The sequence below is a fragment of the Agromyces excoecariae genome (assembly GCF_051715505.1).
GTDB lineage: Bacteria > Actinomycetota > Actinomycetes > Actinomycetales > Microbacteriaceae > Agromyces.
In genome coordinates, this window is the sequence record NZ_JBPSLA010000002.1 from 1 (window position 1) to 21308 (window position 21308).

A 21308-nucleotide genomic window follows, 5' to 3' on the forward strand; every position below is an offset into this window, starting at 1 on the left:
CGGCCGACCCCCCCCCCCCCCGGGCCCCCCCCCCCCGGGGGGGGGGGGGGGGGGGGGGGGCGGGGGGGGCCCCCCCCCCCCCCGCGGCCCCGGTGCGGCAGACTCGAACCGTGGGCACGGGAGGGAACACGTGATCGCGGGCATCGGCATCGACGTGGTCGACATCGCGCGCTTCGAGCGATCGCTCGAGCGCACGCCCGGCCTCCGGAACCGCCTGTTCGCTGAGAGCGAACGCGAGCGGCCGGCGCGCTCCCTCGCGGCGCGCTTCGCCGCGAAGGAGGCCCTGATCAAGGCGCTCGGCGGGCACGCCGTCATCCGCTGGCACGACATGCGCATCGTCCAGGACGCCGACGGCAACCCCGACTTCGCGCTCTCGGGCGCGCTCTCCGCGCACGTCGCCGCGCTCGGCATCGACCGGGTGCACCTCTCCATGAGCCACGACGCGGGTATCGCGAGCGCGTTCGTCGTGCTCGAACGCGGGGTCGGTCGCGCGTCGACCTCACGCGAGGCGCTCGCCGCCCCGCACCCCGCCGAGGAGGCCGAGTGAACTCCCGTCACGTCCGTTCGCCGTTCCGCGAAGCGCTCGTCGACCTCGACGCCGTGCGCGAGAACGTCGCGACGCTCGCCCGAGCCGTCGCCCCTGCCGGAGTGATGGCCGTCGTAAAGGCCGACGGGTACGGCCACGGCGCGGTCGGGGTCGCCCGCGCCGCACTCGCCGGGGGCGCCGACCGTCTCGGCGTCGCCGACCTCGACGAGGCGCTCGCACTGCGCGACGCCGGGATCGAGGCCCCGGTCCTCGCCTGGCTGCACGATCCGGCGGCGCGGTTCGACGCCGCGATCGCCCACGACATCGACCTCGGCGCCTCGTCGCTCGCCCAGCTCGAGGCCATGGCGGATGCCGCGGCATCCGGCGGCCGCATCGCGAACGTGCACCTCAAGCTCGACACCGGTCTCAGCAGGAACGGCATCCTGCCGTCCGACTGGGACGACGTGGTGGCGCGGGCCGCCGCGCTCGAGGCCGACGGCCGGGTGCGCGTCCTCGGACTCTTCAGCCACCTGGCGAACACCTCGCCCGACGAGGACGCCGCGCAGCTCGCGGCCTTCCTCGACGGCGTCGCGAGGGCGGAACGCGGGGGACTGACGCCGGAGATCCGCCACCTCGCCTCCACGGCTGCGGCACTGCGCATGCCCGAGGCGCGCCTCGACATGGTGCGCCTCGGCATCGGGATCTACGGCGTGCCGCCCTTCGGCGACGGCACGACCGCCGCTGAGCTCGGCCTGACGCCCGCGATGACGCTCCGCGGTCGGGTCGCCGCCGTGCGGCGGGTCGAGACCGGCACGGGCGCGTCGTACGGCCACACCTGGCGCGCATCGCGCCCGACCACGCTCGCGCTCGTCCCGCTCGGGTACGCCGACGGAGTGCCGCGGCAGGCCTCCGGCCGGGCCGAGGTCGTGATCCACGGCGCACGCCACCGCATCGCGGGGCGGATCGCGATGGACCAGTTCCTGGTCGACGTGGGCGAGGCCGAGGTCGCCGTCGGCGACGAGGTCGTGCTCTTCGGCGACCCGGGATCCGGCGCCCCGTCCGCCGACGACTGGGGCGACGCGGCCGACACGATCGGCTACGAGATCGTGACCCGCGTCGGACCGCGCGTTCCGCGCACCCACGTCGGGGGCGCGTGATGCGACGGACCGTCCCAGACACCGACGCCATGGAACTGCTCGGTCGCGAGCTGGGTCGCACCCTCCGAGCCGGCGACCTCGTCGTGCTCACGGGTCCGCTCGGCGCCGGCAAGACGACGCTCACGCGCGGCATCGGCGATGGGCTCGGAGTTCGCGGGCCCGTGCAGAGCCCCACGTTCGTGCTCGCACGAACCCACCCGAGCCTCGTCGGCGCCGCCCCGCTCGTTCACGTCGACGCCTATCGCCTCGGCAGCGCCGCCGAGCTCGAGGACCTCGACCTCGACTTCACGCACTCCGTGGTCGTGGTGGAATGGGGCGCCGGACTGCTCGACGACGTCAGCGAATCGTGGCTCGAGGTCGTCATCGCCCGGCGCCGCGGGGATGAGAGCGCGGCCGGAGCGGACGGCGGCGAGCACGGCAGCGGTTCCGATGAGGACCTCGACGAGGACGAGCCCCGCACCGTCGAGCTCCTCGGCCATGGTCCGCGCTGGGCCGGCACGCCCTTCGCCGTCCAGCGCCAGCTCGAGGACTGAGCGCTCCGGACCGGTTCCCGGCGGACGCGCGGCGGCGCACATCTAGGCTTGATGCCATGCTCCTCGCGATCGACACGTCCACGGGGACGAGTGTCGCCGTGGTCGACCTCGACGGCGGGATCCTCGCCGAGACCGGCACGAACGACACCATGCGCCATGCCGAGCTCATCGGGGACGGCATCCGCGACGTGCTCGAGCGCGCGGGCGTGCGGCCCGGCGAGCTCTCGGGCGTCGCGGCCGGAATGGGCCCCGGTCCGTTCACGGGCCTCAGGGTCGGCATCGCGGCGGCGCGGGCCTTCGCGCTCGGCATCGGCCGCCCCGTCGTGCCGGTCGTCAGCCACGACGCGATCGCCCACGCCTGGTACACGGCCGGCGGCGTCGGGCCGCTGCAGGTCGTCACGGACGCCCGGCGGCGCGAGTCGGCCGTGACCGACTACGACGGCCTCGACGCCGACGGGCTGCCCGTGCGGTCGGCCGCGCCCCGCCTCGAGCCGCGGGACTCGGTGCCCGCGCCCCGCGGCATCCGCCTCGACGCCGACACCGTCTCGGCCGGTTCGCTCGGAATGGTCGTCGAGCTCGCGTCCTCGGCGGGGCGCCTTCCCATCGCCGCAGACGAGGCGCTCTACCTCCGCGCGCCCGACGTGACGCCGTCGGCCGGGAAGCGGGTGCTGCGATGAGCCTGATGCTCCGTCGTGCCGCGCTCGCCGACCTCGATGCGATCATGCGGCTCGAGCGGGCCACGTTCGCGAGCGATGCGTGGCCGGATTCCGCCATGCGCAGCGAGTTGGCGTCGGCGCACGGGTACTACCTCGTCGTCGTCGACGACGCACGTCCCGACGAGCCCGTCGCGTACGCGGGGCTCCTCGCTCCGCGCGGGTCCGGGCAGGCGGACATCCAGACCATCGCGGTCGACGCCGCCCACCGCGGAGCCGGGCTCGGGCGGGCGCTCATGCACGCGCTCATCGACGAGGCGCGACGCCGCGACGCGGCCGAGGTCTTCCTCGAGGTGCGGGCCGACAACCCGACGGCGCGCGCCCTCTACGACTCGCTCGGATTCGTCGAGATCGGCGTCCGCCGCGGGTACTACCAGCCCGACGGGGTCGATGCCGTCGCGATGCGGCTCGAGGTCCCTCCGGCCGTGGCGCGACCGGCCGCGGACCGGATCGAGGTCGGGCCCGGGGCCGCGCACGCCGGCGCCGCCGACGGGGCGGACCCGACGGCAGGAGGAACCCGGTGAACCGCGTGGCACCCCTCGTGCTCGGCATCGAGACCTCGTGCGACGAGACCGGCATCGGCATCGTCCGAGGCACGGAGCTGCTCGCGAACGCGATCGCCTCGTCGATGGACGAGCACGCCCGCTACGGCGGCGTCGTGCCAGAGGTCGCCGCCCGGGCGCACCTCGAGGCGCTCGGCCCGACGATCCGCGCGGCGCTCGACGAGGCATCCGTCGACCTCGCCGACCTCGACGCGGTGGCCGTGACCAACGGGCCCGGCCTCGCCGGCGCGCTCATGGTCGGCGTGGGCGCCGCGAAGGCGCTCGCGCTCTCGCTCGAGAAGCCCGTGTACGCCGTCAACCACCTGGTCGGGCACGTGGGAGCCGACCTCATCGGCGACCGCCCGCTCGAGACCCCGAGCGTGGCCCTGCTCGTCTCGGGCGGGCACACGTCGCTGCTCCTCGTACGCGACCTCGACTCCGACGTGGAACTGCTCGGCGAGACCATCGACGACGCGGCGGGGGAGGCCTTCGACAAGGTCGCTCGGCTGCTCGGACTGCCCTACCCGGGCGGGCCCGAGATCGACCGCGCGGCCGTCGGCGGCGACCCCGACGCCATCCGGTTCCCGCGCGGCCTCACGCGGCCGAAGGACCTCGAACGCCACCGGTACGACTTCTCGTTCTCGGGCCTGAAGACCGCGGTCGCCCGCTGGGTCGAGCAGCGCGAGGCGGCAGGCGAGCCGGTTCCGCTCGCCGACGTCGCCGCGAGCTTCCGCGAGGCGGTCGTCGACGTGCTCGTGTCGAAGGCGATCGCCGCGTGCACCGACCTCGGCGTGCCGCGACTGCTCCTCGGCGGCGGGGTCGTGGCGAACCGGCGGCTGCGCGAGGTGGCCGAGGCGAGGGCGGATGCCGCGGGCATCGCGCTTCGCATCCCGCCGCTGTCGCTCTGCACCGACAACGGGGCCATGATCGCCGCGCTCGGAGCACGGCTCATCATGGCCGGCCATGCGCCGTCGTCGCTGGAGTTCGGCGCCGATTCGACGCTCCCGGTGACCGACATCCAGAGCTGATCCGAGCCGGGATCGCCATGGGCACTTGTGCCCGCGCACGCGAGTCGCGCCGAGCGCTATGGTGAGCGAAGAACCCCGCGATCGCGGGTGAGACGACCCGCGCCGCGAGCGTTGACAGCACCCTGCGGCGCTGCCAGCATGGCCGGGTCCACGCTTGCACGAGAGGAAACCGCATCATGACCGACCCCAACACGCCCGACCCGAACGCGTCGAACGTCCCGCCGCCTCCGCCCGCTCCGCCGGCCCAGCCCGCGCCCTCGTACGGCGCGACCCCCTCGTACTCGGCGCCGGCCGCGCAGAAGACCAACGTCCTCGCCATCGTCTCGCTGGTGTCGTCGTTCTTCATCTCGCTCGTCGGCATCATCACCGGCCACATCGCCCTGAGCCAGATCAAGAAGACGGGCGAGCAGGGTCGCGGCCTCGCGATCGCCGGTCTCATCATCGGCTACGTCGGACTGGTCCTCGGCATCATCTTCGCGATCGTCTGGTTCGCGATCATCGGCGCCGCGATCAGCAGCGGCAGCGTCACCACCTACTGATCCACCGCAGCACGGAAGGGGCTCGGCATGAGCGATCCCACCAACCCGGAGAAGCCCTCGGAGCCGGTGCCCCCGGCCCCGACGGAACCGACGGTCCCCGTGGAGCCTGCCGAGCCCGCCGTGCCCGCGGAGCCGGTCGAGCCCGCGGTGCCGGCGGAGCCTGCCGAGCCCGCGGTGCCGGCGGAGCCGGCGCCGGTCCCGCCGGCTGCTCCCGAGCCCCCCGAGCCTCCGGTGACCCCGATCCCGCCGGGCGGACCCGAGGCGCCCGGTGCGCCGTTCCCCCCGGGTCCGCCCGTGCCTCCCGCTCCGCCGGTTCCCCCGGTGGCGCCTGTCGCACCGCCGTCGGCGCCCCCTTCACCAGCCACGCCGTACGGGCCGCCGTCGGCGACGGCGCCGTCCGCCGGGGGGCCGTTCGCCGCCCAGCCCCAGGCCGGAGCCGCGGTTCCGCCGGCGCCCGGCTACTCGGGCTACGCTGCTGCCGGCTCCGGGGCGGCGCCCGCCAAGCCGACGCCCGTGCTCAGCCTCATCTCGCTCATCGCGGGCGTCATCGGCGTCATCGGGTCGCCGGTCGTCTTCATCCCGTTCGTCGGAGGAGTCCTGCAGCTCTTCGTGCCGGCCGCCGCGATCGTGCTCGGGTTCCTCGGCCGCCGCAAGGAGCCCGCTGCGAAGGGCATGTGGCTGACGGGCCTCATCCTGGGCTTCGTCGGCATCGGAATCGCGCTCCTCTCGTTCCTGCTGTGGGGCATGCTGTTCTCGATCGGGTCCGGATACGGCTACGGGTACTGAGGCGAATGGTGTGAGCGACGAGCTGAGGCCGGCTTCGGACGATCCCGCAGGCGAGGCGACGGAGTCGCGAGCGCCCGCGTCGCGCGCGGTCACGTCGCCCGGCCCGCCGTCGCCCGGCCCGCCGACGCCCTCCCCTCCGGCGGCCGGTCCGCCTCGTGAGTTCGACGTGCCGTACGACACCGGTGCGCTCCACGGGCTTCCGACCGGCCAGCTGCTCGCCGTCGGTCGGCCGCAGTCCGAGCAGCGCGAGGCCGACTACGAGGAGGAGGACGAGCAGCGCCGGTTCTACAGCCGCGTCGCCGCGGTCATCGGCACGATCGGGGCCGTCGCATCGCTCCTCGTCGGCTGGATGTTCCCGCTGTCGGTCGCGGCCATCGTGTTCGGCGTGCTCGGGCTGCGACGAGAGGAGCACGGACGGGTGCTCGCGTTCGTCGGCATCGGGACCGGAGTGGCCGGCCTGGTGTTCTCCGGTGTGTGGCTCGGTTACTACGCCATCGTGTTCGGCGCGCTCCCCACCGGCTGAGTTCCGCCTCGCCGAGCACCGTGCATCCGTGCTCGCCGACCCGCTCGACCGCCCGACGCTCAGAGTCGCTCGACGAGGATCGCGACGTGGCGTCCCTCCTCGCGGGTGAGCACGACGGTCGCGGAGACCTCTCCCCTGAGCTTCAAGCGGGTCCGGAGCGCGGCCGGGTCGACGTCGACTCCGCGCTTCTTGATCTCGAGCGTGCCGACCCCGCGCTCGTCGAGGGCCCGGCGAAGGCTGCGCTCGTCTGCGGGAAGGCGCTCGATCACGCGGAACGCCGTCGCGAACGGCGTCTCGACCGCGCGGTCGCCCGTCATGTAGGCGATGCCGTCGCTCAGCATCCACGCGCCCATCGAGCGCGCGAGGTCTCCGATGAGGCGGGCTCGGATGACCGCGCCGTCGGGTTCGTACAGGTAGTCGCCCAGCGGGCCGATCGGGGCGTCCTCGCTGTCGGCCGGGGCGACGAGCTCCTGCGCACCATCGCCGCGGATCACGAGTGCCGCACGGCCGATGCCGGCTCGGGCGAGGGCCCCGGTCCAGACGACGAGCTCGACCACGTCGCCGTCGACCGACACCCACTGCGCCTCGGCACCGTCGGGGACGACCTCGCGATCGGTGCCCGGTCCGAGCTTCACGCCGACCGGCATCCGCTCGGCCAGGCCGAACACGAAGTCGAGCGAGGGGGAGTAGTCGGCGGCATCCGAGAGTCTCGTCGTCGTGCCGCCGGAGGTCGTGCGGCGTGCCGGATCGAGCCAAGCGGCGTCGATGCCGCCGAGTGCGACGTCCTCCGCGCGGGCGTGGAGCACGCGCACCTTGGGGAACGGCGTGAGGTTGAACGCGGCGACGGCCGCCGTCACCTCGTCGGCCTCGGCGGCGGTGACCTCGAGGTCGACCGCAGCCATGGCGAGTGCGTCGCCGCCGATGCCGCAGCCGAGGTCGGCGACGTGGTGGAGCCCAGCGCGGGCGAATCTCCCGGCGTGCAGGGCGGCGACGCGCAGCCGGGTCGCCTGCTCGAGCCCGGGCTCGGTGAAGAGCATGCGGTCGGCGAACTCGCCGAACTTCGCGCGCGCCTTCGACCGGAGTCGGGACTGGCTGAGGACCGCCGAGACGAGGCCGGGGTCGTGGCCCTGCTTGCGGAGATCGGCCACCGTCTTCACGATGTCGGCCTTGGACGAGTACGGCGGCAACGAGTCGAGCAGCCCGAGGCCCTCGGCAGAGAGCAGCCGCACCAGCTCGTCGCGTTCCACGCCGACACGCTAGCACCGAGGCATCCGCTGGCACTCACGTTGCACGAGTGCCAGAACCCCCATAGACTCGCTTTAGCACTCTCACTCAGAGGCTGCTAACCCCAGTCTTCGTCAAGAAAGAGGTCAACCGTGTCGGTTTCCATCAAGCCGCTCGAGGATCGCATCGTCATCAAGCAGGTCGAGGCCGAGCAGACCACCGCCTCCGGCCTGGTCATCCCCGACACCGCCAAGGAGAAGCCCCAGGAGGGCGAGGTCGTGGCGGTCGGCCCGGGCCGCATCGACGACAACGGCAACCGCGTCCCGCTCGACGTGGCCGTCGGCGACAAGGTGATCTACTCCAAGTACGGCGGTACCGAGGTCAAGTTCGGCGGCGAGGACTTCCTCGTCCTGTCGGCCCGCGACGTTCTCGCGGTCGTCGTCCGCTAGTCGACGCCGACATCACCGCGGCCCGGATGCCATCGGCATCCGGGCCGCGTCGTCGTTTCCGCGAGCGAGTGGCGCGAGCCGATCGGCGGCCGGATCGCGACGCAGGACGGCAGTCGACGAGGACCGTGGCGTCCGAGGTCGCGCGTAGGCTGGCACGGTGTCATCCGCTCCGCCCACCGACGTCCCGGCGCGCGTCCGTCCCGACGGCGTGAGCCGGGCGGGCCTCGCCTTCGCGGTCTCCGCGTATGCGCTCTGGGGGTTCCTCCCGATCTACTTCATCGCGCTCGCGCCGAGCGGCCCGATCGAGATCGTGGCGATGCGGATCCTCCTCTCGCTGGTCTTCTGCGCGGTCCTGATCGCCGTGACGCGAACCTGGCGCGCATTCCGAGCGCTGCTCCGCGATCGACGCGTGGTGCTCACGATGGGCCTCGCCGGCGTGCTGATCTTCGCGAACTGGCTGACGTACGTGTTCGCCACCCTCACCGGGCAGGTCGTCGAGGCGGCGCTCGGCTACTTCATCAACCCGATCGTCACCGTGTTCCTCGGGGTCATCGTGCTCCGCGAGCGGTTGAACGCCGTGCAGTGGACGGCCGTCGGAATCTCGATCGTCGCCGTGGTCGTGCTGGCCGTGGGGTACGGCCAGATGCCCTGGATCGCCCTCGTGCTGGCGTTCAGCTTCGGCTTCTACGGACTCATCAAGAAGCGGGTCGGGCACCGCGTCGATGCGGTCTCCGGCCTCACGCTCGAGACCGCCTGGCTCGCCCCGGTCGCGGCGATCCTCCTGGTCGTCGTCGCGTCGACCACCGGGCTCACGATCGGCACTGCGGGCACGTGGCACACCGTGCTGCTGCTCTCGGCCGGTGCCGTCACCGCGATCCCGCTCCTCCTGTTCGCCGCCGCGTCGCGACGACTGCCCCTCATCTACATGGGCTTCATCCAGTACTTCGCCCCGTTCATCCAGTTCCTCGTCGGCGTGGTGGTGCTCGGCGAGCCGATGCCGCCCGAGCGATGGGCCGGGTTCGGCCTCGTCTGGCTCGCGCTGGTCGTGCTCACGTTCGACCTCGTGCGAGGAGCACGTGCCGCTCGTCGGGCCGCGAACCTCGAGCCGGTCTGAGCGCGACCGACCCCCGGAGTGGGGCTGGACGACCCACGTCCGAGCGGCCCTCGCGTGCGCGATTTCGTGGCGGAATCGCCGCAATCCTGCGAAGAATCGTGCTTCGGTGACGTCGAGATAACGATTCCGTGTGCGTTACCGGGTTGTGATCGAGGCAATCTTGTTTCCCATCTGGGCGGGCAATACGGTCGATACATCGGCGTCGTCAGGCGCTGTTTGTGTACCGATCCTTCAGTCCCAAGGAGCATCATGAGCGTATTCGCGAGGGCCACCGGCTCGCGCTCGGCTCGCGCGGCTTGGACGGGCATCGCCATTGCTGGCGTTTCCGCCCTCCTCCTCACCGCGTGCAGCACGGGCGGCACCACCCCGGAAGAGTCCGAGGAGCCGTCCGACACCGGCGACGCCCTGCCCATCGAGGCGGGTGAGCGCGACCTGACTCTGAAGGTCGGCACGATCCTGCCGCAGTCCGGCACCCTCGCCTTCCTCGGACCGCCCGAGGAAGCAGGTGTCGCGCTCGCCGCCGAGGAGATCAACGACGCCGACGCCGGCATCCAGGTCGAGGTCGTCTACCGCGACTCCGGCGACACCACGACCGACATCGCGACCGTCTCGGTGACCGACCTCCTCTCGCAGGACGTGTCGGCGATCATCGGTGCGGCCTCGTCGGGCGTGTCCTTCACGGTCATCGACCAGATCACGTCGGCCGGCGTCGTCCACTTCTCGCCGGCCAACACGTCGCCCGACTTCACGGACTACGACGACAACGGCCTGTACTTCCGCACCGCGCCGTCCGACCTGCTCCAGGGCGAGGTCCTCGGCAACCTGATCGCGGAGGACGGCGCCTCGACGCTCGGCCTGCTGGTCCTGAACGACCCGTACGGCACGGGTCTCGCGGCCGCCACCAAGGAGGCCTTCGAGGCCGCCGGCGGCGAGGTCGTGGCCGAGGAGCTCTTCAACACGGGTGACTCGAACTTCGACGCGCAGCTCTCGGCGATCAACGCCGCGAACCCCGACGCCGTCGCGGTCATCACGTTCGACGAGGCCAAGGTCGTCGTGCCGGCCCTCGTCGGCGCGGGCTACCCCGGCGACCAGCTGTACTTCGTCGACGGCAACCTGGCCGACTACAGCGCGGACTTCGCTCCCGGTCTCGTCACCGGTGCGAAGGGCACGCTCCCCGGCCCGGAGCTCGAGGCCGACTTCCAGGACCGCATGCTCGGCATCGACCCCGCCCTCGACAGCTTCAGCTACGGTCCGGAGTCGTACGACGCCCTCATGCTGATCGCGCTCGCGGCCTACGCCGCGAACAGCACGGCCGGCGAGGACATCGGCGCCTACCTGCAGCAGGTCTCCGGTGGTTCGGGCGATGGTGAGAAGGTGACCACGTTCGCCGACGGTGCGGCGCTGCTCGCAGAGGGCAACCAGATCGACTTCGACGGTGCGTCGGGTCCGATCACCCTCGACGAGAACGGTGACCCGACCGAGGCCACCATCGGCATCTACGAGTACAACGACGACAACACCTACACGCGCATCGGCTGATCGGCTGAGACGCAGCGAAGGGCCCCGGCTTCGGCCGGGGCCCTTTCGCATGCCCGGCGGTCGGTCGGCGCTGCCCGGATCCGGTGCGAGCTCCGGTGGGACGCCGGTCCACGGCGCGCGCAGAGCTGCGGTCGACGGGGGCGGGGAAGTGGCGCCGTCCGCGCCGCACGGCAACAGGTCGGCGCTCATCTCCCGCTGCTCCGCCGCCTGGAGTCCATGCACCCACCGGCGGGCGCCATCCCGACCCGCCCGCGCTGCTCGGCTTCCAGGCACGGAGCGCCGCAACCACGGTCACCGTCGACGATCGGCTGTGAGCGCCGGGACGTGAGCGCCGGGCCCCGCGAGGCCGCACCATGCTCCGAGCGCTCAGACAGGCGTCGTGGCTCGATCCAGCGCGCACGGCGAGCGGTGCGCCTCGAAGGAGCGATCCACGCGACCTGCGGCGCCGTTCTCGGACACGCTCGGTCCGCGCACGACGAAGGGGGCGGATGCCGTGGCATCCGCCCCCTTCGGGCGTGTCGAGCGGTGGTGCTACTCCTGGCCGAGCGTTCCGAGGTAGAGGCCGATGACCTTCGGATCGTTCAGCAACTCGCGGCCGGGACCCTCGTAGGCGTCGCGGCCCTGGTCGAGGACGTAGCCGCGATCGCAGATCTGGAGGCAACGACGGGCGTTCTGCTCGACCATGATGGTCGTCACACCTGCCCGGTTGATCTCCTTGACCCGCAGGAACGCCTCGTCCTGGCGGACCGGCGACAGGCCGGCACTCGGCTCGTCGAGGAGCAGCACGTGCGGTCCCATCATCAGCGCACGCGACATCGCCACCATCTGACGCTCACCGCCCGACAGCGAGCCGGCTCGCTGTCCGAGCCGCTTGCCGAGCTCCGGGAAGATGTCGACGACGAACTCCAAGCGGTGCTTGAGGTCCTTGGGCTTCTGGAAGATGCCCATCTCGAGGTTCTCCTGGATGGTGAGCGAGGGGAAGACGTTGTTCGTCTGCGGGACGAACCCGACGCCCTTCGACACCAGCTTGTTCGCCTTGAGGTTCGTGATCTCCTCGCCCTGGAGGAAGATGCCGCCCTCGCGGACCTTGACCAGTCCGAAGATCGACTTCAGCAGCGTCGACTTGCCGGCGCCGTTCGGACCGATGATGCCGATCAGCTCGCCATCCCGGGCCGTCAGCGAGCACCCGTTCAGGATGTTCACGCCGGGGAGGTACCCCGCCGTGACGTCCCGGACCTCGACGACCATGTCGCGCGTGTCCACCGTCGCCGCGCCGGCCGCCGACTCGGCGCCTGCGGCGGATTCACTGTTCGTCATCGATGAGCTCCTTCATGGCGGTCACGTGCTCGGCGTCGCTGTCGCCGAGGTCGGTGTCGTGGTGGGCGCCGAGGTAGGCGTCGATCACGGCCGGATCCTGCATGACCTCGTGCGGGTCGCCCTCGGCGACGATCTTGCCCTCGGCCATCACGATCACCCAGTCGGCGATGTGGCGGACCATGTGCATGTCGTGTTCGACGAAGAGCACCGTCATGCCCTGCGACTTGAGGTCGAGGATGTGGTCGAGCAGCGACTGCGTGAGTGCGGGGTTCACACCGGCCATCGGCTCGTCGAGCATCACCAGGGTCGGGTCGCTCATGAGGGCGCGGGCCATCTCGAGCAGCTTGCGCTGACCGCCCGAGAGGCTCGCCGCGTAGTCCTCCTGCTTCGCGTCGAGCTTGAACCGGGTGAGGATCTCCTTGGCCTTCTCCTCGATCTCCTCCTCCTGCTTGCGCCAGAGGAACGGGAGGACCGATCGGAAGAGGTTCTCGCCGGTCTGCTGCTTCGCGCCGAGCTTCATGTTGTCGAGCACGGTGAGCAGGCCGAGCGCCTTCGTGAGCTGGAACGTCCGGATGAGGCCCATCCGGGCGACCCGGTACGCCGGGACGTGAGCCAGCGAGCGGCCGTCGAACTCCCACTTGCCCGCGTCCGGCTTGTCGAAGCCGGTGAGCAGGTTGAAGAACGTGGTCTTGCCGGCGCCGTTCGGGCCGATGAGCGCGGTGATGGCACCCCGCGGGATCTCGACGTGCGCGACGTCGACGGCCGTCAGGCCGCCGAACGTGCGCTTGACGCCGTCCGCGATGATGATCGGATCGACCTTCTTGACGCCGGGCGCCGGGTCGCCGATGTGGAGGCCGGTCGTCTTGACCGGCTTCGAGGCGGGAGCGACGTTATCGGACAAAGGCCAACTCCTTCTTGTTTCCGAAGATGCCCTGTGGCCTGAAGACCACGAGGAGCATGATGCCGACGCCCACGAGGATGAACGTGAGCTGACCGGCCTGCACCGGCGACATGAACGGGAACCAGCCGGCCTCGACTGCCCGGGACACGAAGCCCGAGAAGAACGAGAGCAGCACCCAGAAGATCATCGCGCCCACGATCGGGCCGAGGATCGTCGCGGCGCCGCCGAGCAGCAGGATCGCGTAGATGAAGAACGTGAGCGAGGTCTGGTAGTTCGCCGGGACGACCGCGCGGGGAAGGATGAAGATCATTCCCGCGAGGGTGCCGAAGACGCCACCGAGGATCAGGCTCTGCATCTTGTACGAGTACACGTTCTTGCCGAGGGCGCGCACGGCGTCCTCGTCTTCGCGGATGCCCTTGATGACGCGGCCCCACGGACTGCGCATCAGGAGCCACGTGAACAGCGCGGCGAGGACGACGACGGTCCATCCGAGGATCCGGATCCACCAGTCGTAGGCGTTGTACGTGAACGGCCCGAAGCCGTAGCTGCCGTCGGGGATCGGGTTCAGCGCGGCGATGCCGCCCTTGTAGCCCTGGAGGCCGCTCGCCGAGCCGGTCACGTCGTCGAACGTGTTCGTCGTGAAGATGAGCCGCAGGATCTCGGCGGCGGCGATCGTCACGATGGCGAGGTAGTCGGCCCGCAGGCGCAGCGTCGGGATGCCCAGAATCAGGGCGAACACGACGGACGCCGCGACGCCGACCAGGACCGATGCCCACACGGGGAACCCGAAGGAGAGCGTCGAGATCGCGAACCCGTAGGCACCGAGGGCCATGAAGCCCGCCTGGCCGAAGTTCAGCAGGCCGGTGTACCCGAAGTGGATCGCGAGGCCGAGCGCCGCGAGCGCGTACGCAGCCGTGGTCGGGCTCAGCAGCTGCTGCGCCGCGTTGCCCAGGATGGAAAGAAAGTCGATCATGGTCGTTCCTTACCCGATTCTCTCTCGGCGACCCAGGATTCCCTGCGGTCGGAACAGGAGCACGAGGATCAGCACCAGCAGCGCGCCGACGTACTTCATGTCGCTCGGCAGCCAGAGCGTGGAGATCTCGATGAAGAGACCCACGATGAGCGAGCCGACGAGCGCGCCGAAGGCCGTGCCGAGACCGCCGAGGGTGACCGCGGCGAACACGAGCAGCAGGATCTGGAATCCCATGTCCCAGCTCACGCCCGGGCGGAAGTAGGCCCACAGGATGCCGGCGAGGCCGGCGAGGGCGCCGCCGAGGACCCAGACGATGCGGATGACGCGGTCGACGTCGATGCCGCTCGCCGCGGCGAGCGGAGCGTTGTCGGAGACGGCGCGGGTCGCCTTGCCGATCCTCGTCCGGAGGAGGAAGAACGCCACCGCGAGGAGCACGATGATCGAGGTCGCCATGCTCACCACGTCGATCCAGGACATCAGGATCGGTCCGAGCCGGATCTCGCTCGGGATGGTCGCTCCCGGGAGCTGCCTCGTCCCTCCGCCGTAGAAGAACTGGAAGGTGTAGCGGAGCGCGAGCGAGAGTCCGATGCTGACGATCATCAGCGGGATCAGGGCCACGCCGCGCCTGCGCAGCGGCTTCCACAGTCCGGCGTCGAGTGCCCAGCCGAGGCCGCCGGAGAGCACGATCGCGATGATGATGGCGAGCCAGACCGGGAACGCGAGCGTGGTGCTGAAGGTCAGCATCATCAACGCGCCGAACGTGATCATCTCCGCGTGGGCGAAGTTCGAGAGCCCGGTCGTTCCGAAGATCAGCGAGAGGCCGATCGCGGCGAGCGCGAGCAGCAGGCCGAAGTTCAGGCCGTTCACGACGCGGATCAGCACCTGGGCGGCGTAGTCCGTCGTGACCCGTTGGCCCTCGCCGAGGAAGAAGTTCACGGACTTCCGCTTGGTGAGTCCGAACTCCGCATCGACGGTCGACTGGCCGTCTTCGACGACGACGCCCTCTGGCAGGGTGTCCTCGTCGAGCGTGAGCTCGTAGGCCTCCTTCTCGGGGACGCCGAGCGTCCACTGGCCGTTCTCATCGGTCTCGGTCTCGGCCTCGAAGCCATTGCCCGAGACGGAGATGGACACCCCCTCGAGCGGCTCGTCGTTGTACTTCACGTTTCCGCTGAAGAAGTACTCGAACTCTTCGGACTGTCCGTCCGTACCCCCTTCGTCCGCCATCGCAGGGGACGCTGCGATGCCGGACAGAGTGAGTGCGGACAGTAGGAGTCCGAGGAGGATGAGCCACCTCCCACGGGAACGTGGGCGGACTGATTGCGTGGATTCCACTGCACCTCCAAAGGTCCCGGTATGGGGGTCGACCGGGTTCGCCTTTCCTGCGACGACGTCGTCACAGTACGTGCCGATTATGTCCCAGGTGTTTCGCAGCCGGGCACAAACGGCCCTCGATTGTTATCCGGGGAATGGCAGCGGCGCAAACTCGCTTAAACTCTTCAGTACCGCGACGATGCGCCCGTGCCCGCAACCCGCGGTCCGCGGGCGGTCGAGCACGACTCGAGACGAAGGGGCGACATGGATCAGGCCGATCCGTTCGGATTCACTGGATTGACGTACGACGACGTCCTGCTGCTGCCGGGGCACACCGACGTGATCCCGAGCGAGGCCGACACGAGTTCGCGCCTGACGCGACGCATCACCGTCGCCACCCCGCTGCTCTCCGCGGCGATGGACACGGTGACCGAGGCCCGGATGGCGATCGCCATGGCCCGGCAAGGCGGCATCGGCATCCTGCACCGCAACCTCTCGATCGCCGAGCAGGCCGAGATGGTCGATCGCGTGAAGCGCAGCGAGTCGGGCATGGTCTCGAACCCGGTGACGACGACGCCCGATGCCACGGTGGCCGAGGTCGACGAGCTGTGCGCGACGTACCGCGTCTCGGGCCTGCCCGTGGTCGACGCCGACGGCGTGCTGGTCGGCATCATCACCAACCGGGACATGCGATTCGTCTCCGACTTCGAGAAGCCGGCCACCAAGGTCGCCGACGTGATGACGAAGGCGCCGCTCATCACGGGCCGAGTCGGCATGGACCCCGACGAGGCCATCGCGATCTTCGCGCAGCACAAGGTCGAGAAGCTCCCGCTCGTCGACGACCGGGGGCGCCTCACCGGCCTCATCACCGTCAAGGACTTCGACAAGTCCGAGCAGTACCCGAACGCCACGAAGGACGCCGAGGGCCGGCTCCGGGTCGGCGCGGCGATGGGCTTCTTCGGCGACGCCTGGGAGCGCGCGGAGGCCCTGCGCGATGCCGGCGTCGACGTGCTCGTGGTCGACACCGCCAACGGCGAGTCGGCGGGCGTCCTCGACATCATCCGACGGCTGAAGTCCGACCCGACGTTCGCGCACATCGACGTGATCGGCGGCAACGTGGCCACGTACGAGGGTGCCAAGGCCCTGGTCGACGCGGGCGCCGATGCGGTCAAGGTCGGCGTCGGTCCGGGCTCGATCTGCACGACGCGCGTCGTCGCGGGGGTCGGCGTGCCGCAGATCACCGCGGTGTACGAGGCGTCGAAGGCGACGAAGCCCGCCGGCGTTCCGCTCATCGCCGATGGCGGACTGCAGTACTCGGGCGACATCGCCAAGGCGCTCGTCGCCGGCGCCGACTCGGTCATGCTCGGCTCGCTCCTCGCGGGCACGGCCGAGAGCCCGGGCGACCTCGTGTTCCAGAACGGCAAGCAGTACAAGACGTACCGCGGCATGGGCTCGCTGGGCGCCCTGCAGACTCGAGGCAAGAAGACGTCGTACTCGAAGGACCGCTACTTCCAGGCAGACGTCCCGAGCGACGACAAGCTCATCCCCGAGGGCATCGAGGGCCAGGTCCCCTACCGCGGTCCGGTGTCGGCGGTCGCGTACCAGCTGGTCGGGGGCCTTCGCCAGTCGATGTTCTACGTCGGTGCCCGCACGGTCGCCGAGCTCAAGGGCAAGGGTCGCTTCGTGCGCATCACGCCGGCCGGCCTGAAGGAGTCGCACCCGCACGACGTGCAGTTCGTCGTCGAGGCGCCGAACTACACGCGCTGACGGTCAGCGCGGCGCGACGACGTCGCGACGCGCTTCCGTCAGCAAGGCGGCAGCCGTAGCGCTCGCGACGCGCCAGCGTTGCGAAGCGTGCCGCGGCAGCCTCGTCGACATGAGTCCACTCCTCGTCAGCGGGCGTCCGCGATCCGGGTGATCGCCTCGGACAGCACCTCGGGTGAGCAGGCGAGGTTCAGGCGTGCGTGCCCGCGGCCGGCATCCGCCCCGAACTTCGGTCCCTCGGCGAGCGCGACCCGCGCGCGCTCGAGGGCCACGACCGCGGGGTCGTCGCCCCAGCCGAGCACCGACAGGTCGAGCCATGCGAGGTAGCCGGCCTGGGGCATGCGGTAGCGCACGCCGGGCAGTTCGTCCTCGAGCAGGTCGGCGAGGAGTCGGCGGTTGTCGTCGATCGACGCGATGACGCCGTCGAGCCAGTGGCCGCCGTGCCGGAACGCGGCGACCGAGGCGATCGAGCCGAACTGGCTCATGCGCCATTCGACCTCGTAGGGCAGCGCGTCGCGGACGGCGTCGCCGCGCTCGCTCGCGGTGACGATCATCGCGGCCTTCAGCCCGGCGAGGTTGAAGGCCTTGCTCGCCGCGGTGACGGCGACGCCGTGCTCGCGGGCGGCATCCGACACCGTGAGGAAGGGCACGTAGGGCGAATCGGGCTGCGACAGGGGGCCGTGCACCTCGTCGGAGACGATCGTCGCGCCGTGGCGCGCCGCGATCTCGGCGAGTTCGGCGAGCTGTTCGCGGGAGTGGACGAGGCCGACGGGGTTGTGCGGGTTGCACAGCACCATGGCGCGGGCGCCGGCCGCGAACGCGGCGTCCAGGCGATCGAGGTCGAGCGACCAGCCCGCGTCGATCCCGCCTGCGAGCGGCACCTCGACGACGGTGCCGCCGGCCTCGGTCACGAGGTCGAAGAACGGCGGGTAGATCGGCGGATCGATCACGACGCCGTCGCCGGGCCGGATGACGCGCCGCAGCACCTCGACGATGCCCATGCTGACGTCGGCGGTGCAGGTGATCCGCGTCGGGTCGGGCTCCCACCCGAGGCGGGCGGCGGCGAACGGCGCGAAGGCATCGGCCACGAGGCGGCTGCCCGCGTGGTAGCCGGTGTCGGATCGGCGGATCGCCGCGTGCAGCGCCTCGGCGATGGGCTGGGCGAGCGGATAGTCCATCTCGGCGACGGGGAGCGGCAGCACGTCCGGGTCGTACATCCGCCACTTGGCACTGGTGCGGGTGCGGAGCTGGTCGAGGGGGTCGGCGGCGACGCGGTGCATGCTCCCAGCCTGCCCCACCCGGGCCGGCGGAGCGGGGGTTTGCGGACGCACGTCGCGGCGCGGCATCCGCCCTGTGTATTCTGGTCGGCTGCCCGACGGGCGCCGCGGCGCGGCCGCGAAACCGAACGGAACGCAACGGACCATGGGCTTCATCGACGTCAACGGCGTCTCGTTCTCGCTGCCGGACGGCCGGCCGCTCCTCGCAGACCTGGCGTTCCGGGTGACGGAGGGCCGCACGACCGCGCTGATCGGGCAGAACGGCGCGGGCAAGACGACCCTGCTGCGGATCGTGCGCGGGGAGCTCCGCGCCGACGAGGGAAGCGTGCAGGTCGTCGGCGGGCTCGGCGTGATGGACCAGTTCGTCGGCCGCGGCGAGGTCGCCGACGGCGTCGAGCGGACCGTCCACGGCCTGCTCGTGACGGTCGCGCCGCCCCGGGTGCGCGCGGCGGCGATCGAACTCGAACGAGCGGAGAACGCGCTCATCGAGACGGATGACACGGCCGCGCAGATGCGGTACGCCAGCGCGCTCGCCGAGTACGCCGAGGCGGGCGGCTACGACCAGGAGGTCGTCTGGGACCACTGCACGATCGCCGCGCTCGGCATCCCCTTCGAGCGAGCGAAGTGGCGGGAGCTGTCGACGCTCTCGGGCGGGGAGCAGAAGCGTCTCGCGCTCGAGGCCCTGCTCCGCGGCCCTGAGGAGGTCCTGCTCCTCGACGAGCCGGACAACTCGCTCGACGTACCCGGCAAGCGGTGGCTCGAGGGGCAGCTGCGGGCCACCCCGAAGACCGTCCTGCTCGTCTCGCACGACCGCGAGCTGCTCGCGCGCGCCGCCGACCGGATCGTCACGCTCGAGGCCGGCGCGGCCGGCAGCACCGCCTGGGTTCACGGCGGCGGGTTCGGCGGCTACCACGCGGCGCGCGAGGAGCGCTTCGCCCGGCTCGACGAGCTGCGGCGCCGGTGGGACGAGCAGCACGCGCAGCTGAAGCAGCTCGTGCAGACGCTGAAGGTGAAGGCGACCTACAACGACGGCATGGCGTCTCGGTACCAGGCCGCGGTCACGCGGCTGCGGAAGTTCGAGGAGGCGGGGCCGCCCGAGGAGCGGCCGCCGGCCCCGGCCCTGTCGATGCGCCTGAGGGGCTCGCGCACGGGCAAGCGCGCCGTGGTGTGCGAGGAGCTCGAGCTCACCGGGCTCATGAGGCCGTTCGACCTCGAGGTCTGGTACGGCGACCGCGTCGCGGTGCTCGGGTCGAACGGGTCGGGCAAGTCGCACTTCCTCCGGCTGCTCGCCGGCGGCGGCACCGACCCCGACCGGGCGAAGGGGCACGTGACGGATGTCGGTGCGACCCTCGCCGCCGTCCCGCACACGGGTGCGGCGATGCTCGGCGCCCGCGTCGTGCCGGGCTGGTTCGCGCAGGGCCACGAGCTGCCCGGCCTCCGAGGTCGGACGCTCCTCGACATCCTGCACCGCGGCGATGCGAACCGCGAGGGCATGGCGCGCGAGGCGGCGAGCTCGGCGCTGGACCGCTACGGCCTGGCCGGATCGGCGCTGCAGGAGTTCGACGCGCTGTCGGGCGGCCAGCAGGCGCGCCTGCAGATCCTGCTGCTCGAGCTCTCGGGCGCGACACTGCTGCTCCTCGACGAGCCGACCGACAACCTCGACCTCGTCTCGGCCGAGGCGCTCGAGGACGCGCTCTCGCGCTTCGACGGGACCGTGCTCGCCGTCACGCACGACCGCTGGTTCACGCGCTCGTTCGACCGGTTCGTGGTGTTCCGATCCGACGGCGAGGTCGTCGAGGCGGACGCGCCCGTGTGGGACGAGGGCCGGGTGGCGCGGGCGCGCTGAGCGTGCGCCCGCGGCATCCGTGTCGCACGTCGGAGCGCTTGGGTAGGGTTGAACGGTGACCCAGGAGATCGAGATCGGCCGCTCCAAGCGGGGCCGTCGCGTCTACGCGTTCGACGACATCGCCATCGTGCCGAGCCGGCGCACCCGCGACCCCGAAGACGTCTCGGTCGGCTGGTCGATCGACGCGTACCAGTTCGACATCCCCTTCCTCGCGGCGCCGATGGACTCGGTCGTCTCGCCGCAGACGGCGATCATGATGGGCCAGCTCGGCGGGCTCGGCGTGCTCGACCTCGAGGGCCTCTGGACCAGGTACGAGAACCCCGAACCCGCGCTCGCCGAGATCCGCAACCTCAGCGACGAGCAGGCGACGGCGCGCATGCAGGAGCTGTACTCCGAGCCCATCAAGCCCGACCTCGTCACCGAGCGGCTCGCCGAGGTGCGCGCAGCGGGCGTGACCGTCGCGGGCGCGCTCTCGCCGCAGCGCACGCAGGAGCTCTACGAGACCGTCGTCGCCGCCGGCGTCGACCTCTTCGTGATCCGCGGCACCACGGTGTCGGCCGAGCACGTCTCGAAGGGCGTCGAGCCGCTGAACCTCAAGAAGTTCATCTACGAGCTCGACGTTCCCGTCATCGTCGGCGGCGCGGCCACGTACACCGCCGCACTGCACCTCATGCGCACGGGCGCGGCAGGCGTCCTCGTCGGCTTCGGCGGCGGCGCGGCCTCGACCACGCGCACCACGCTCGGCATCCACGCACCGATGGCGACGGCCGTGGCGGATGTCGCGGGCGCACGCCGCGACTACCTCGACGAGTCGGGCGGCCGGTACGTGCACGTCATCGCCGACGGCGGCGTCGGGGCGGCGGGCGACATCGTGAAGGCCGTCGCGTGCGGCGCCGACGCGGTCATGCTGGGCGCCGCGCTCGCGCGGGCGACCGACGCACCCGGCGGCGGATGGCACTGGGGCCCGGAGGCCCACCACTCGAAGCTGCCGCGCGGCCAGCGCGTGCAGGTCGGCCAGGTGGCCCCCCTCGAGGAGATCCTCTACGGCCCCGCGCCGGCGGCCGATGGCACGGCGAACCTCGTCGGTGCGCTGCGCAAGTCGATGGCCACGACGGGCTACTCCGACCTGAAGGAGTTCCAGCGCGTCGAGGTCGTCGTCGCTCCCTATCAAGCGGTCTAGCCGCCCGCCTTACACGGGTTCGGGCCCGCTGTCGACCCGGCCCGCGTCCCAGCAGATTCCATGGCA

Annotated in this window: 21 protein-coding genes; 15 read left to right on the forward strand and 6 right to left on the reverse strand. The window is 71.4% G+C overall.

The window, feature by feature from the left end:
• Positions 1–130 precede the first annotated feature (130 nt).
• The 9 genes from ACSJD1_RS04550 to ACSJD1_RS04590 all read left to right on the forward strand — a co-directional run bounded on the left by ACSJD1_RS04550 (position 131) and on the right by ACSJD1_RS04590 (position 6347).
• Positions 131–547 carry a holo-ACP synthase gene (locus tag ACSJD1_RS04550; protein WP_438854127.1) on the forward strand — a complete coding sequence of 139 codons (417 nt, stop codon included), beginning with the start codon at positions 131–133 and terminating at the stop codon, positions 545–547.
• Positions 544–1683, forward strand: a complete 1140-nt coding sequence (alr, locus tag ACSJD1_RS04555) for an alanine racemase (RefSeq protein WP_438854128.1) — start codon at positions 544–546, stop codon at positions 1681–1683. Before ACSJD1_RS04550 ends, alr begins: the two co-directional genes overlap by 4 nt.
• Positions 1683–2216 (forward strand): tRNA (adenosine(37)-N6)-threonylcarbamoyltransferase complex ATPase subunit type 1 TsaE, encoded by a 534-nt coding sequence (gene tsaE, locus ACSJD1_RS04560; RefSeq protein WP_438854129.1) that lies wholly within the window; start codon positions 1683–1685, stop codon positions 2214–2216. The genes alr and tsaE overlap by 1 nt, the downstream gene beginning before the upstream one ends.
• A gap of 56 nt (positions 2217–2272) precedes the next feature.
• Complete coding sequence (gene tsaB, locus ACSJD1_RS04565) at positions 2273–2893, forward strand: tRNA (adenosine(37)-N6)-threonylcarbamoyltransferase complex dimerization subunit type 1 TsaB (RefSeq protein WP_438854130.1); 621 nt, start codon at positions 2273–2275, stop codon at positions 2891–2893.
• Positions 2890–3453 carry a ribosomal protein S18-alanine N-acetyltransferase gene (rimI, locus tag ACSJD1_RS04570; RefSeq protein WP_438854131.1) on the forward strand — a complete coding sequence of 188 codons (564 nt, stop codon included), beginning with the start codon at positions 2890–2892 and terminating at the stop codon, positions 3451–3453. The genes tsaB and rimI overlap by 4 nt, the downstream gene beginning before the upstream one ends.
• Positions 3450–4499: a tRNA (adenosine(37)-N6)-threonylcarbamoyltransferase complex transferase subunit TsaD gene (gene tsaD / locus ACSJD1_RS04575; protein ID WP_438854132.1), complete on the forward strand. Its 1050-nt coding sequence runs from the start codon at positions 3450–3452 to the stop codon at positions 4497–4499. The genes rimI and tsaD overlap by 4 nt, the downstream gene beginning before the upstream one ends.
• Before the next feature lie 176 nt (positions 4500–4675).
• The gene (locus tag ACSJD1_RS04580) at positions 4676–5038 is read left to right on the forward strand and encodes a DUF4190 domain-containing protein (RefSeq protein WP_438854133.1); all 363 of its coding nucleotides are present in this window, start codon (positions 4676–4678) and stop codon (positions 5036–5038) included.
• Between the two features lie 513 nt (positions 5039–5551).
• Positions 5552–5824 (forward strand): hypothetical protein, encoded by a 273-nt coding sequence (locus ACSJD1_RS04585; protein WP_438854134.1) that lies wholly within the window; start codon positions 5552–5554, stop codon positions 5822–5824.
• A gap of 166 nt (positions 5825–5990) precedes the next feature.
• The gene (locus tag ACSJD1_RS04590; protein WP_438854135.1) at positions 5991–6347 is read left to right on the forward strand and encodes a hypothetical protein; all 357 of its coding nucleotides are present in this window, start codon (positions 5991–5993) and stop codon (positions 6345–6347) included.
• A 59-nt stretch (positions 6348–6406) separates the two neighbouring features.
• Here the strand turns inward: ACSJD1_RS04590 and ACSJD1_RS04595 are convergent, their stop codons facing one another.
• Entirely contained in the window at positions 6407–7594 is a 1188-nt protein-coding gene (locus ACSJD1_RS04595) for a class I SAM-dependent methyltransferase (RefSeq protein WP_438854136.1), read from the reverse strand.
• A gap of 129 nt (positions 7595–7723) precedes the next feature.
• On the opposite strand from ACSJD1_RS04595, the gene groES reads away from it, so the two are divergent.
• The 3 genes from groES to ACSJD1_RS04610 all read left to right on the forward strand — a co-directional run bounded on the left by groES (position 7724) and on the right by ACSJD1_RS04610 (position 10673).
• On the forward strand, positions 7724–8020 hold the full coding sequence (gene groES, locus ACSJD1_RS04600) for a co-chaperone GroES (protein ID WP_022889766.1): 297 nt from the start codon (positions 7724–7726) through the stop codon (positions 8018–8020).
• 157 nt (positions 8021–8177) lie between these two features.
• Positions 8178–9134 carry an EamA family transporter RarD gene (gene rarD, locus ACSJD1_RS04605; RefSeq protein WP_438854137.1) on the forward strand — a complete coding sequence of 319 codons (957 nt, stop codon included), beginning with the start codon at positions 8178–8180 and terminating at the stop codon, positions 9132–9134.
• Between the two features lie 249 nt (positions 9135–9383).
• Positions 9384–10673, forward strand: coding sequence for an ABC transporter substrate-binding protein (locus ACSJD1_RS04610; protein WP_438854138.1), 1290 nt, complete (start codon positions 9384–9386; stop codon positions 10671–10673).
• A gap of 531 nt (positions 10674–11204) precedes the next feature.
• On the opposite strand, the gene ACSJD1_RS04615 is transcribed toward ACSJD1_RS04610, so the two are convergent.
• The 4 genes from ACSJD1_RS04615 to ACSJD1_RS04630 are packed head-to-tail and all read right to left on the reverse strand — an operon-like array spanning position 11205 to position 15088.
• Positions 11205–11921: an ABC transporter ATP-binding protein gene (locus ACSJD1_RS04615; protein ID WP_438854150.1), complete on the reverse strand. Its 717-nt coding sequence runs from the start codon at positions 11919–11921 to the stop codon at positions 11205–11207.
• Positions 11922–11976: 55 nt separating this feature from the next.
• Positions 11977–12891, reverse strand: coding sequence for an ABC transporter ATP-binding protein (locus tag ACSJD1_RS04620; RefSeq protein WP_438854139.1), 915 nt, complete (start codon positions 12889–12891; stop codon positions 11977–11979).
• A complete protein-coding gene (locus ACSJD1_RS04625) occupies positions 12881–13861 on the reverse strand; it encodes a branched-chain amino acid ABC transporter permease (RefSeq protein WP_438854151.1) in 981 nt (326 codons plus the stop codon). Before ACSJD1_RS04625 ends, ACSJD1_RS04620 begins: the two co-directional genes overlap by 11 nt.
• Before the next feature lie 12 nt (positions 13862–13873).
• Positions 13874–15088, reverse strand: a complete 1215-nt coding sequence (locus ACSJD1_RS04630) for an ABC transporter permease subunit (RefSeq protein WP_438854140.1) — start codon at positions 15086–15088, stop codon at positions 13874–13876.
• 351 nt (positions 15089–15439) lie between these two features.
• Here ACSJD1_RS04630 and guaB point away from each other — a divergent pair, with 351 nt between their 5' ends.
• A complete protein-coding gene (gene guaB, locus ACSJD1_RS04635; protein WP_438854141.1) occupies positions 15440–16942 on the forward strand; it encodes an IMP dehydrogenase in 1503 nt (500 codons plus the stop codon).
• A gap of 125 nt (positions 16943–17067) precedes the next feature.
• Here guaB and ACSJD1_RS04640 read toward each other — a convergent pair whose 3' ends face one another.
• Positions 17068–18219 carry a MalY/PatB family protein gene (locus tag ACSJD1_RS04640; RefSeq protein WP_438854142.1) on the reverse strand — a complete coding sequence of 384 codons (1152 nt, stop codon included), beginning with the start codon at positions 18217–18219 and terminating at the stop codon, positions 17068–17070.
• 142 nt (positions 18220–18361) lie between these two features.
• Between ACSJD1_RS04640 and ACSJD1_RS04645 the strand changes: the two genes are divergently transcribed.
• On the forward strand, positions 18362–20062 hold the full coding sequence (locus ACSJD1_RS04645; protein WP_438854143.1) for an ABC-F family ATP-binding cassette domain-containing protein: 1701 nt from the start codon (positions 18362–18364) through the stop codon (positions 20060–20062).
• 55 nt (positions 20063–20117) lie between these two features.
• Complete coding sequence (locus ACSJD1_RS04650) at positions 20118–21242, forward strand: GuaB3 family IMP dehydrogenase-related protein (RefSeq protein WP_438854144.1); 1125 nt, start codon at positions 20118–20120, stop codon at positions 21240–21242.
• Positions 21243–21308 lie beyond the last annotated feature (66 nt).